This is a genomic window from Bacillus sp. T2.9-1 (assembly GCF_950097965.1).
Classification (GTDB): domain Bacteria; phylum Bacillota; class Bacilli; order Bacillales; family Cytobacillaceae; genus Niallia; species Niallia hominis.
Genome location: NZ_CATNHG010000097.1, coordinates 75,752 through 88,889, shown reverse-complemented (window position 1 = coordinate 88,889; position 13,138 = coordinate 75,752). Strand labels below are relative to the sequence as shown.

The window sequence follows — 13,138 nt, the reverse complement described above, 5'->3', positions numbered from 1 at the left end:
CCTTTTTTATAAACTATCTGCACAACGTTTACGAATATACCCTTTATCTTTATGGTAAAGGACTAATGCGACGATTAGAATAATTGCCGATACCCATATGGCTTTATTGCCAAATTGAGTGGTTGTAAAGGTACCAAGTAATGCCCCAAATAAAAAGGAGCCGATAATAATGGAAAACTCTTTAAATTGGATCTTCGCTTCTTGACTTTGTTTTGTAAAAGCAGCATAAGCGGCTTGAGTTGCAGTTCTTAGATTCCCAGTAGTCATTGTTGAATTATATGCCCATTTATCTAACTTGTTAAATGTTGATATTTGTAAAGAAGATACAAATGAGATGCTGGTTGTAACAATGATGTTCGGAACAGATGTTGGCAAGAATCCGACTATAATTAAGACGATACATTCTAAAATAAGGATTGATCGTCTATAGCTGTATAGGATTTCCCTTAGAGATGGTATTTTGACAATTTCAGAAACTAAGACTCCTAAGACAAAGGCTATTAATGGCGGGATATAATGAAGGGATTCCACCCATTCACCTGTTGCAGCGTTTACTGCGAATAAAACGATATTCCCTGTTTGTGCATTGGCAAATACACCGTCTCTACTAATAAATGTATAAGCATCTAAAAAACCACCAACTATTCCTAATAAAGAAGCTAGGAATACGGAATTAGAGGATAAGGAAGGTATTGGTTTGATTTTATCAATCATGAATAATTACGCTCCTTGCAGGATAATTCTTTCCAGTAAAAATACTTAGGAAAAACATATCTATCTTATCATAAATTATCATAAGTGTATTTGAACAAAATCCAAATTTTTTTAGCGATAAGTTCTTTTCTTAAACAAAAGGAGTGGATACTTGCAATTTGTCGTAATATACAAAATGAAAAATGTCAATTACTCTATTAAATTTCGAATGTAAATTTTTCGTAAATAAATATTAATTTCGTGTAAATAATATTCTGGAATAGTGTAAATTCTTGTCGGATGTTGTTATGATAACTTGGTATGTGTCTTAATAGAATTATGATTTAGGGGGACAAACTTTTGGAAATTAATTATCAAGAAATGATCTTCCAGTTTCTTGGAGGATTAGGGGTATTTCTTTTTGGTATTAAATATATGGGAGATGGTTTGCAGAATGCTGCAGGAGACCGTCTTCAGGAAATCTTGGATCGGTTTACGACAAATCCATTTATGGGCGTATTAGCCGGAATTTTTGTAACAGTGTTAATCCAATCCAGTTCAGGAACTACTGCCATAACAGTAGGGTTAGTAAGTGCTGGATTTATGACCTTGCGCCAAGCGATTGGCGTTATTATGGGGGCAAATATAGGAACAACGGTTACTGCCTTTATCATTGGGATTGATATTGGAGCATATGCTTTACCGATTATTGCAGCTGGTGCTGTCCTATTATTCTTCTTTAAAAATCCAAAAATCACTTCATTCGGTCAAGTTGTATTTGGATTTGGAGCATTGTTTTATGGACTAGAACTAATGAGTTCTGGTATGAAGCCGCTACGTTCATTAGAAGCTTTTCATGAGTTAACTGTTAATATGAGTAATAATCCGATTCTTGGAGTTGTAGTCGGAACAGTCTTGACATTAATCGTTCAAAGTTCAAGTGCTACAATTGGAATTTTACAAGAGTTATTTGCTACAGATGCTATTTCTTTGAAGGCTTCTTTGCCAGTTTTATTTGGTGACAATATAGGAACAACGATTACTGCGATTCTAGCTTCCATTGGTGCGTCGATAGCTGCAAGAAGAGCGGCAATGGTTCACGTACTCTTTAACATTATTGGAACAGTGATTTTTGTAATTATTTTAGCGCCATTTACTCATTTTATTACGTATTTGCAAGGAGTTTTAGGTTTAAATGAACCGATGACCATTGCATTTGCACATGGGATATTCAATGTATCGAATACAATTATTCAATTCCCGTTCATCTTTGCCTTGGCATGGATTGTGACAAAGTTAATTCCAGGAGAAGATGGAGGTATTATTACAAAACCGCAGCATTTAAACACAACCTTTATTGAACATTCTCCTTCTATCGCTTTAGGGCAAGCAAAGGAAGAATTAGAACGAATGAAGGATTTCTCTATTAAAGGCTTAGAAGAAGCATTCAAGTATTTACAAACAGGAGAAAAGAAGTATAAAGAAAAAGCGTTGCAATACGAGCAAGGGATTAATAATTTAGATAAGGAAATTACAAGCTATTTAGTCGAGCTTTCATCCAAAGCCTTAACACCACATGAAAGTGAAGAGTTTTCTATTTTGGTTGACTCAATCAGAGATATTGAAAGAATTGGGGATCATATGGAAAACATCGTCGAACTTGTGGATTATAAAATCAATAAAAAAGTAGAATTTTCAATAGATGCGAAAAATGAATTAGAAAATATGTATCGCTTTACAGTGGAAACATTAAAAACTTCCTATAATAGCTTTTTTGCAAAAGATGTGGAGCTTGCTAAAAAAGCTATTACAAACGAAGAAGAAATTGATAAAATGGAAAAACAATATCGTAAAAAGCATATAAGCCGTTTAAATGAACGAAAATGTAGTGGCGATGCCGGCATTGTTTTTGTCGATATTATCAGTAATCTAGAACGAGTAGGCGATCATGCTGCCAATATTGCAGAGGCGATAGCAATCGTTAAATAAGAAAGTTTATGACCACATGGGTGAATTCTCATGTGGTCTATTTTTTCGAAAAAAGCTATAGGTTAAGTTAAATTGAAAATTAACAAAAATAGGTAAAACTTCATAGGTGAATTTATTGAGAAAATAGGTACAAATAACGAAATATTCCATTTCTATTAATAAATTTACAAATTGCTAGTGTAGTTTTTACAATATTAAGTTATCTTTATATAGTAATTAATTCTATTAAAGAGTTTTTCGCAATAAATGGAGTAGAAGAGATTACGATTAATAGGTGGAGGAGGAAAAAGATTGAAGGGAAATAGTAGCAAAAGATTATTTTCAATATTTTTAATTTTCTTATTAGTTTTTTCGAATTTATTTAGTACATTTACGGTAAGAGCAGCATCAGAAAACTTAACGGCAACAGACTTATTTATTTCTGAGTACATAGAAGGCAGTTCCAATAACAAGGCGATAGAATTGTTTAATGGAACTGGAAAGGATGTAGATTTATCGTCTTATTCAGTTGAACTGTATTCAAATGGTAAAACAACTACTACGTCTACGCTTCGTTTAGAAGGTAATCTAAAACATGGTGAATTATTTATTATTGCTCATTCATCTGCTAATGAAGCCATTAAGGAAAAAGCGAATATGGTGAGTGGGGTTGCAAACTTTAATGGGGATGACGCGATAGTTTTAAAACATAATGAAGAAATCATTGATGTATTTGGGATAGTTGGCGAACAACAAGAATGGGGCGATGGCCAAACAAAGGATCATACCCTTGTAAGAAAAAATAATATCTCATCTGGAAATAAAGGAAAGAATCCATTCGATCCATCAGAAGAATGGGATACGTATAACCAAGATGATTTCTCTCATTTAGGTAATCATCTGTTTGGAGAAGAGTTATATGGAAATGAAGAGTCAACAACCGATCCAACTGAGCCCCAATCTATCAAAGAAGCACGAGCAATGGTTGGACAAAATGTAACAATTGAAGGGATTGTCACTGCTGATAATTCGAGCATCGGCGGAGGAAAGCTATCCACTTATATTCAAGATGAGGAAGCCGGCATTAATATTTTTTCTCAGGATGCAAGTTCTTTTCCTGCATTAACAGAAGGTCAGAAAGTAAAAGTAACCGGGAAAATAACAGAATATAATAAGTTATTGGAAATTGTCCCAGCAGAAGATGGAATTGAGGTGATTTCTGAAAACAATGAATTACCTGTACCAGTTACTATGAATCTAGCAGATTTAAATAATGATAGTGTAGCAGAATTAAAAGAAGGACAGTTAGTAAAAGTAAAAGGCTATGTGCAAACAGTTCCTGAAACTGCTGCAGGTGGCGGATATAATGTGACGGTGTTAGATGAAAGCTTTAATGGAACGACAATTCGAGTAATGGAAGAAACTGAGGCGATTTCGTCTATACAAACAGGAAAATGGTATGAATTCACAGGAATTCTTAGTCAATATAATACCTATCAAATTTTGCCTAGAAAAGCCAGTGATGTTCAGTTATTGGCAGAACAACCACCTTCTCCTTCTGCTAAAGGAGAATATGAAAGCACTGTTAGCAGTGTAGTAGACGGAGATACAATCCATTTACAAACTCCAGTATTAGGGACAACGAAAGTTCGCTATGTGAATATCGATACACCAGAAACCTATCATACTCCTCAGAATGAAGCAGATGAAAACCAATTAGAACATGGAAATAAAGCAAAAGAGTATTTAAATACGCTTTTAGAGCCTGGTGATGAAGTAATTGTAAAAGTAGGGGAAGAAGCAACAGATGATTATGGCCGTCTACTGGCACAAATTATTCGTAAGAGCGATCAATTAAATACCAATCTTGAAATGGTGAAACAAGGATATGCATCGACATATTTTATTTGGCCAGTTGCTGATGAAGCAGATTATGATATGTTCCAGTCCGCAGTGAAAGATGCAATGGATAATCATAAAGGGATTTGGGATAAAGACAATCCTTTAATGGAACAGCCTTTTGAATTTAGAGCTAGAGAACAAGGAAAAGGGTTATTGCGATATGTAGGAAATTCTGAAACAAAGAAATATGTGTTACCAGAAGATTTTCAGGAAGTACCAGTGGAAAATCGCATTTTCTTTGCTAGTGCCAAGGAAGCAGAGAACAATGGGTATACAGCATTCAATGGTGGTGAAGAGAAGGATACAATTAAACTTCAGCTTCTAAGTGTAAATGACCTTCATGGAAAAGTGACAGAAGAATATGAAGATGAAAAGAAAGAAAATATAATTGGTAGAATGGATTATTTAGCACAGTACTTAAAAGAAAGGGAAGCTACAAATCCTAATACACTAATTGTACACGCTGGTGATATGGTAGGAGGGAGCTCCCCGCTTTCTGCATTGCTTCAAGATGAGCCTACTGTGGAGATGATGGAATCAATCGGCTTTGACGTAGGAACAGTTGGTAACCATGAGTTCGATGAAGGAGTAGTCGAGATGCTCCGCTTAATCAACGGTGGGGATCATGCAAATGGAACAAAAGGGTATGATGGAATTGATTTTCCAATGGTAGCAGCAAATGTTGAATACAAGGATACTGGCAATCTAGTACTTGATCCATATGCTATTAAAGAAGTAGAGGGAGTCAAGGTTGGATTTATTGGTGTCGCCACAACAGAAACGCCAGATATGATTATTGCAAAAGGAAATGAAAATATTCGCTTTACTGATGAGGCAGATGCTATTAATAAGTATGTGCCAGAATTGCAAGCCCAAGGTGTAGAAGCGATTATTATTCTAGCACATGTTCCCGGAAATCAAGCTGGTGAAAGCGCAACTGGTGATATTGCCAAAATTGCAACAGAAGTAGATGATGCTGTAGACGTCATATTTGCGGCTCATAATCATGTAAAAGTTAATGCTGTTGTGGATAATAAATTAATTATTCAAGCTGGAGAATATGGAAAAGCTTTTGCAGATGTTGATTTAGAAATTGACCCGGAGACAGGCGACATTGTGAAAAAATCAGCTGAAATCGTGGATGTAGTTCAAACTGGAGTTACTCCAGATCCTGAAGTGTCTACTATTTTAGCAAAATACCAAGAATTAGTTGGCGAAAAGCTAAATGAAGTCATTGGCGAAGCTGCGACTGATATGGTAGGTGGGTATGCGACAAAAGAAGCAGAAGGAGATAACCCTGTAGGAAATCTAATTGCTGACGGTATGAAAGCTGCAATGGATAGTGATTTCGCTTTAATGAATGGCGGCGGAATTCGAGATGATATAGTTTCCGGGGAAATAACGTGGAACGATTTATTTAACGTACAGCCTTTTAATAATACATTAGTAAAGTTAGAGATAAGTGGTAGTGATTTAGAAGAAATTTTAAATAGTCAATTTAGTAGCTATGGACCAGATGTTAGTATTGGTGGATTTTCATATACTTGGGATAGTAAAGCAGGAAAATATGGACAAGTAGTAGATATATTCTTGCCTAATGGGGAAAAAATAGATCCGAATGGAAACTATACGGTAACAGTAAATAATTATATGGCTGATCACACATCAGACCAATATCTTCTTCAAAAGCTTGGGGAGAATCCAATTCAAGGTGGAGAAGATTTAGAAGCAACGGTAGAATTTGTAAGAAGCTTTAGTGGTCCAATCTCTTATAATACAGGAAGAATTAAGGAAATAAATGCAGAACCACTTCCATCCATTTCTGGCCAGTTCCTTGGTGTGAATGATTTGCACGGGAAAATTGATGTAACAGGAACAGTTGATGGTGTTAATTATGGAAGAATGGATTATTTAGCTACCTATTTAAGAAAAGCAGAAGCAACGAACCCGAACACATTATTGGTACATGCAGGGGACATGATTGGTGGCAGTTCACCAGTATCAGCCCTTTTACAGGACGAACCAACTGTTGAAATAATGGAATCACTAGGCTTTGATGTTGGTGTAGTAGGAAACCATGAATTTGACGAAGGGGTAGACGAGATGCTCCGCATGATTAATGGAGGCGATCACCCTAAGGGAACAAGTGAATATGATGGTATGAATTTTCCAGTCCTTGCAGCAAATGTAGAATATAAGGAATCTGGTGAATTAGTATTAGATCCATATACAATAAAAGAAATAGATGGGGTAAAGGTTGGCTTTATTGGGGTGGCGACAGTAGAAACTCCAAGCATGATTGTAGCTACAGGAAATGAGCATATTCGCTTCACAGATGAGACAGAGGCGATTAATAAGTACGTTCCTGAATTACAAAAGCAAGGAATTGAAGCAATCGTTGTTTTAGCGCATGTTCCTGGAAGCCAAGAAGAAGGAACAAATGAAATTACAGGAGAAATTGCAGATATTGCCCGAAATGTAGATGATGCAGTTGATATTATTTTTGCCGCACATAACCATGTGAAGCTAAATGGGGTTGTGGATAATAAGCTAATTGTTCAAGCATGGGAATATGGCAAGGCTTATTCGGATATTGATTTTACCATTGACCCACTAACAAAGGATTTCTCTGAAAAAACAGCGGAGATAGTGGATGTTGTTCAAGAAGATGTTACACCAGATTCTGAAGTAAAAGCCATATTGGATAAGTATCTCGATCAAGTTGGTCCGAAGTTAAATGAAGTAATTGGAATAGCTGCTACTGACATAACAGGTGGCTATGCACAAAAAGGAGAAGTTGGCGATAATGGTCTTGGCAATTTAATTGCCGACGGAATGAAAGCCGCGATGGACAGTGATTTTGCCTTAATGAATGGTGGCGGAATTAGAGATGATTTACTGGAAGGAGAAATTACTTGGCAGGAACTCTTTAATATTCAGCCATTTAATAATACCCTTGTTAAATTGGAAATTACCGGTCAAGAGTTAAAAGAAGTATTGAATACACAATTTAGTTCCTATGGTCCAGACGTCAGTATTGCTGGCTTTAAATATACATGGGATGCATCTTTAGGACAATTTGGACAAGTCGTGGATCTACTTATGCCAGATGGAACGAAGCTAGATTTAGAAAAAACATATACAGTAACGGTTAATAGCTATATGTATCCACATAGTACCGATTCATACTTACTAAATACGTATGGGGAAAATCCAATTCAAGGACCAGAGGATTTACAGGCAACGGTCGATTTTATTAAATCTTTCGATGAACCAATTGCCTATACTGCTGAAGGACGTATTTCAGAAGTTTCCAGTGGTGCTGAAGAACCTGAAGTAGACCCAGAAACTCCAGGTGATGGGGATGAAGATCAAGGAGACGATCCAGAAACCCCAGGTGATGGAGAAGAAGAGCAGGGAGAAAATCCAGATGCTCCAGATGATGGAGAAGATGAAAATGGTACGCAAGATAACGAAAGTGATGGATCTGATGAAGGTACAGAAACTTCATTAGATGAAAACAATGATACAGTTAATCAGCCAGAGAAAGAAAAAGGAAATCTATTGCCAAATACAGCGACAATGACTTACAATTTTATCATAGTAGGATTATTATTATTCTTCATAGGAGTTGTTGTTTTCTATGCAAATAATAGAAGAAAGGCATAGGATATCATGAGATGGACAAAATGGTTATCCCTCCTGCTTATAGTAGGAGGAGTACTTTTTATTGGTTATGGCGTCTTCAATATTATGGACACAAAAGCGCAAACAGAGAATTCCTTATCGGAAGCAAAAACAGCCATTAACAAGGGGAATGAAAAATGGGTAGATAAAGACAGCGACCGTTTTATTCCATCCATTGGTGATGCAGTGGGGCTATTGGAGATTGATAAGATTGATGGCATATTACCGATTGTAGAAGGTACCGATCCAGATGATCTTGATAAAGGAGTCGGCCATTATAAAGGCAGTTTTTACCCGAATGAAAATGGACAAATTGTCTTGTCAGGTCATCGAGATACAGTATTTAGGAGAGCGGGAGAACTAGAAATCGGGGACGAGTTAAAAATTGTGTTGCCATATGGAGAATTCTCTTATCAAATCACTTCGACAAAAATAGTTGAGGCAGATGATCGTTCGATTATTACGTTAGATGATTCAAAAGAGGAGCTAATTCTAACAACATGTTATCCTTTTAGATTTGTAGGAAACGCTCCACAGCGCTATATTATTTATGCAGAAAGAATGTAAAAGCAAGATATTGCTAATTTTTCAAAATTATTAAAATGGCATATATCATATCCTTTGGTACATCACTTTACGTAGTGATGTACCTTTTTTAGTAGCTTCTAAAATAATTCCTAATCTAAATATTAAAAAAAGGTAAAAATGGAACTTTATATAAAAAATTTCGTAAGAGTAATAATAACCAAGGTAAATAGCCTTTATATGTTACTAATAGGAAGGGGAGAAGTTAGATGGCATGGTTGCTTCTATGTGCAGTTTTTATTATTTGGTTGAGTCTATTTTTACGTAAAAAACTAACGTTTAAATTTGGTTTGTCTCCTAAAGTATTAGAGATAAAGCCAATTAAAGGATTAAAAAAATTGAATGACGATTTAGATCGCTCCCTTACTAGAAGTTATATGGAAAATGTAGAAAATAGAGTGAAGGAAGAAAATAAATTAAAAGAAAATGAGTATGAATGGCGCCTACTTGATTTAAAACGTTACTTTGTTTTAACTTCTCTTTTAAAAGAGTCTCCAATGTTTAGTAAGAAAGTCGATGAATTATGGCATCAAATGCTTATGTTCACCCGTGAATACGACGATTTTTCTAGAAAATATTTAGGTACTACTCTTCATCACAGTCCTAATGTGAAGGCAAAGTCTGACCCTGATCTGCGAGGATTTTTTGATTGGGTATATGCGGAGCTTTTTCTTATAAGAAAGGAGAATATCTATTTATACAATGGCTTTTTCAGGTATCCTGTTCATCCCGCAATCATTGAGGACTTTAAGGATTTATCAGAAGCTGAGCTGCTTGAAAGATATTTTAAAAGTGACACGAAATATCTTCCAACGGTATTTGCACTTATTGCATCTATGAAAAAAACAGTAAGGAAGGTAAGGGATTATCAAAAAAGCGTCATATATGACAAAATGGAGAAAGGGAAAAGAGAACAAAAATTTAACATTATGCTTGTTCCTTTTTTATCTGTTTCTTATTTTCATTATGAAGATTTTTCAAGTTATATGAAAATAAGTAGTAGTAGCTCGTCAAGTTGCACAAGTTGCGGATCCGGATCGTTTTTCTCCTGTAATTCTTGTTCGTCTGATAACTCCTGCTCGTCAGGTAGCTCCTGTTCCAGTTGTGGTGGTAGTTCAGATTAAAAATGTTTCAAAAGGATAGATAAAAATTATATGGAACATACTTTTATCTATCCTCTTGATGTTTAAAAAATTCTATTCCAAATTAGCATGCTTTCCATACATTTTATTGGAATCTAATTCTTTTATTTCCATGTATTTTAAAATGACGCTATCCAAGACAATTAGGAGTAATTGTTCGAACAGGGAGCCCATTGGCTGTAAGCTTTTTGCTTCTTCATTTCCTCTATCTTTTGGAGAACCAGGCATTTTTATAACTTGATTAGCTAGTTTACCAACAGTAGAATCAGGAGAGATTGTAAGAGCTGCAATGTTTCCACCAATACTTTTTGCTTTTTCCACTATAGTAATGATGCTTTTCGTTTCACCAGATCCAGTCCCTACGATAAGAAGGTCATCTTTTTCATAGGTAGCTGTAACCGTTTCTCCTACAACATAAGCATCAATTCCCATATGCATCATTCGCATCGCAAATGATTTAAGCATAAATCCAGAACGACCAGCGCCATAAACAAATACTTTATTGGAATTAAGAATACGTTCAACGAGTTTTTCTAAGTCATCATTAGCAATGAGTGTCCCAGCCTGAGATAGCTCTTGGATAACACGATCAAGGTAGTCAGTTATTTTCATTGATTTATCCTTGAGCAATTAGTTCTTTAAATTTAGAAGCAGCTTCGCTTAAGTTTTCTTGGCTAGTGATTCCTCCACCAACGATTACTAAATCTGGTTGTGCTGCAATAACTTCAGGTAATGTATCGAATTTAATTCCACCTGCAACAGCAGTTTTTGCATTCTTTACAACACTTTTAATAGCTTTTAAATCTTCAAAAGAGTTTTTCCCAACTGCTTGTAAATCATAACCAGTATGAACACAAATGTAATCAACACCAAATGCATCTAATTCTTGTGCACGAGCTTTAATATCTTTAACAGCAATCATGTCCACAAGAATTTCTTTGCCATGTTTTTTTGCTTCTGCTACAGCGCCTTTAATAGATTCATCTTCTGCTACTGCTAAAATAGTAACAATATCAGCACCTGCATTAACTGCTTGGCTTACTTCATATCCAGCTGCATCCATAATTTTTAAGTCAGCTAAAAAAGATACGTTCGGGAATGCTTCTTTTAGTTGTTTAACTGCATGAAGTCCTTCGTTAATTACAACAGGTGTTCCAATTTCCACGATATCTACATGTTGCTCAACCTGTGATACTACCTCGATTGCTTGTGGGATATTTACTAAATCTAATGCTAATTGTAATTTCATTTTGATTTGCTCCTTTTCTTTTTTTCGTTATATATTGTGCTAAGCTGTGTTGAAATATGTTTAATTTCTGTACAATCGTTATTATACGTTTTATAATCCATGTAAGTAAGTACGCACTTTATTTTTACATAGTGCCTAAAAGTATACTAAGTATATTTTAGATGAAGGAGGTTTTTTGATGGAACGAATGGCAGGCAAAGAATTCAATTGTGAGAAAGAGCTAACTTTAAGCATAATAGGCGGAAAATGGAAAATGCTCATTCTCTGGCATCTGGGAAAGGAAGGAACAAAGCGATTTGGAGAATTAAAGGCTTTGATACCTGGAATAACGCAACGTATGCTTGTAAATCAATTACGTGAATTAGAAAATGACTATATTGTAAAAAGAGTTGTCTACCCTGTTGTGCCACCAAAAGTGGAGTACTCCTTAACAAAGGAAGGCGAATCTCTTATGCCGATTTTAGATGCTATGTATAGTTGGGGACGAAATTATATGGACACTGTGCTAGAAAATCCTCCAGTGATAAAGGAACTAGAGTCATTGGATAAATAAATTTTATATGTACGAGAAAAATCCTCCTTGTGAGGTTTTTTTTGGTAGATTGGATATTAAAGCTGCTTTGGAAAGAGTGTAATGCCCTCTCTGAGCCCGAAAAGCAAAACATCTTTTTTTAAAAGCATCAATTCCTCCCAATATAATTTTTTATTGATATAAAACATTTCCTATGGTATATTCTACATATGTTAATGCAATCGTTTGCACGAAAAGGTGAATGAAGCTACAAATTTTTTTGAAACAAAATGATAACGTTTACCATAATAGTGCTTAAAAGGATGGAGGTGCATGCAAGCATGGCAGTAACTATTAAAGATGTTGGTAAATTAGCAAATGTTTCTCCCTCCACAGTCTCAAGAGTACTTGCAAATCATCCTAAAATAAGTGAGGAAACGAAGCGTAAAGTTCGAGAAGCCATGGAGGAATTAGGATATCATCCGAATCTTCAAGCAAGAAGTTTGGTAGTAAAGAGCACAAAAACGATTGGGATTGTTATGCCGAACTCAACAGAAAGGGTACTGGAAAACCCATTTTTTCCAGAAGTATTAAGAGGAATATGTTTAGAGGCAAGAAAAAGCCAGTTTGGTATTTATTTGACGACTGGAGCAACAGAAGAGGAAATATTACAAGAAGTTATAGAGATGGTTCAGGGCAAAAGAGTGGATGGAATCATTCTTTTATATAGTAAAACAAATGACCAGATTATGGATTATCTATTGCAGAAAAAATTTCCGTTTACTGTCATTGGTAGACCGTATCAGAATGCTGAAAGAATTACATTTGTGGATAATGATAATGTGTTTATTACGAAACAAATTACGGAGCATTTAATACGATTAGGACATAAAAGAATTGCGTTTATTGGTGCAAATATAGAAATGGTTTTTACGATTGATCGTTTAAAAGGATTTAAACAAGCATTAAAGGAAAATGGAATTGCTTATCAAAAGGAATTAATTGTATATGATAAGGAAATAGCTGGGAGAACGAAAGAAAAGCTTGCTGAAATATTGAATATGGAGAGTCGCCCGACAGCATTAGTTGTTTCCGATGACTTTATTGCGATTGAATTAATCAGCTACGCAGAGGAACTTTCTATATCTATTCCAGAAGATTTATCGATTGTTGCCTTTAATAATATTTCAACCGGTAAGTACATGAAGCCTTCGTTGACAAGTGTTGATATCAATATTTTTAAACTTGGCGTCGAAGCAACGAAATGTTTACTTGATGATATAACGTATCCTAATTCAGTAATGAAGCGAATAACAGTGCCAGCGAAAATGGTGGAAAGAAACTCATGTTGTAAAGTAGCAGAGTAATACAAGCTTAATAGTGGTAATAAGACAGAAACTA

At 35.4% G+C, this 13,138-nt stretch carries 9 protein-coding genes; 6 read left to right on the top strand and 3 right to left on the bottom strand.

All coding sequences use genetic code 11. The annotated features are described in order from the left end of the window. Nucleotides 1-6 precede the first annotated feature (6 nt). The gene (locus QQZ16_RS13755; protein WP_031538907.1) at nt 7-714 is read right to left on the bottom strand and encodes a YoaK family protein; all 708 of its coding nucleotides are present in this window, start codon (nt 712-714) and stop codon (nt 7-9) included. Nucleotides 715-1,053: 339 nt separating this feature from the next. Here QQZ16_RS13755 and QQZ16_RS13750 point away from each other — a divergent pair, with 339 nt between their 5' ends. From QQZ16_RS13750 to QQZ16_RS13735, 4 genes are all read left to right on the top strand, one after another. After that, on the top strand, nt 1,054-2,682 hold the full coding sequence (locus tag QQZ16_RS13750; protein ID WP_235248244.1) for a Na/Pi cotransporter family protein: 1,629 nt from the start codon (nt 1,054-1,056) through the stop codon (nt 2,680-2,682). A gap of 291 nt (nt 2,683-2,973) precedes the next feature. Then, nucleotides 2,974-8,232, top strand: coding sequence for a 5'-nucleotidase C-terminal domain-containing protein (locus QQZ16_RS13745; protein ID WP_235248242.1), 5,259 nt, complete (start codon nt 2,974-2,976; stop codon nt 8,230-8,232). A gap of 6 nt (nt 8,233-8,238) precedes the next feature. Next, the gene (locus tag QQZ16_RS13740) at nt 8,239-8,817 is read left to right on the top strand and encodes a class D sortase (protein ID WP_235248240.1); all 579 of its coding nucleotides are present in this window, start codon (nt 8,239-8,241) and stop codon (nt 8,815-8,817) included. A gap of 227 nt (nt 8,818-9,044) precedes the next feature. After that, nucleotides 9,045-9,959 (top strand): hypothetical protein, encoded by a 915-nt coding sequence (locus QQZ16_RS13735; protein WP_235248237.1) that lies wholly within the window; start codon nt 9,045-9,047, stop codon nt 9,957-9,959. 72 nt (nt 9,960-10,031) lie between these two features. On the opposite strand, the gene hxlB is transcribed toward QQZ16_RS13735, so the two are convergent. After that, the gene (gene hxlB, locus QQZ16_RS13730; protein WP_284561418.1) at nt 10,032-10,589 is read right to left on the bottom strand and encodes a 6-phospho-3-hexuloisomerase; all 558 of its coding nucleotides are present in this window, start codon (nt 10,587-10,589) and stop codon (nt 10,032-10,034) included. A gap of 4 nt (nt 10,590-10,593) precedes the next feature. Next, a complete protein-coding gene (hxlA, locus tag QQZ16_RS13725; RefSeq protein ID WP_235248229.1) occupies nt 10,594-11,226 on the bottom strand; it encodes a 3-hexulose-6-phosphate synthase in 633 nt (210 codons plus the stop codon). Nucleotides 11,227-11,404: 178 nt separating this feature from the next. Here hxlA and QQZ16_RS13720 point away from each other — a divergent pair, with 178 nt between their 5' ends. Together QQZ16_RS13720 and QQZ16_RS13715 are read left to right on the top strand one after the other, a co-directional pair. Continuing rightward, the gene (locus tag QQZ16_RS13720) at nt 11,405-11,779 is read left to right on the top strand and encodes a winged helix-turn-helix transcriptional regulator (protein ID WP_235248221.1); all 375 of its coding nucleotides are present in this window, start codon (nt 11,405-11,407) and stop codon (nt 11,777-11,779) included. Between the two features lie 299 nt (nt 11,780-12,078). After that, nucleotides 12,079-13,104 carry a LacI family DNA-binding transcriptional regulator gene (locus tag QQZ16_RS13715; RefSeq protein ID WP_235248218.1) on the top strand — a complete coding sequence of 342 codons (1,026 nt, stop codon included), beginning with the start codon at nt 12,079-12,081 and terminating at the stop codon, nt 13,102-13,104. Nucleotides 13,105-13,138 lie beyond the last annotated feature (34 nt).

Excerpts from the sequence above, each read along its gene's own strand:
- QQZ16_RS13715 (WP_235248218.1), top strand. The coding sequence starts at position 12,079 with ATGGCAGTAACTATTAAAGATGTTGGTAAATTAGCAAATGTTTCTCCC.
- hxlA (WP_235248229.1), bottom strand. The coding sequence starts at position 11,226 with ATGAAATTACAATTAGCATTAGATTTAGTAAATATCCCACAAGCAATC.
- QQZ16_RS13740 (WP_235248240.1), top strand. The coding sequence starts at position 8,239 with ATGAGATGGACAAAATGGTTATCCCTCCTGCTTATAGTAGGAGGAGTA.
- QQZ16_RS13755 (WP_031538907.1), bottom strand. The coding sequence starts at position 714 with ATGATTGATAAAATCAAACCAATACCTTCCTTATCCTCTAATTCCGTA.
- QQZ16_RS13735 (WP_235248237.1), top strand. The coding sequence starts at position 9,045 with ATGGCATGGTTGCTTCTATGTGCAGTTTTTATTATTTGGTTGAGTCTA.
- hxlB (WP_284561418.1), bottom strand. The coding sequence starts at position 10,589 with ATGAAAATAACTGACTACCTTGATCGTGTTATCCAAGAGCTATCTCAG.
- QQZ16_RS13720 (WP_235248221.1), top strand. The coding sequence starts at position 11,405 with ATGGAACGAATGGCAGGCAAAGAATTCAATTGTGAGAAAGAGCTAACT.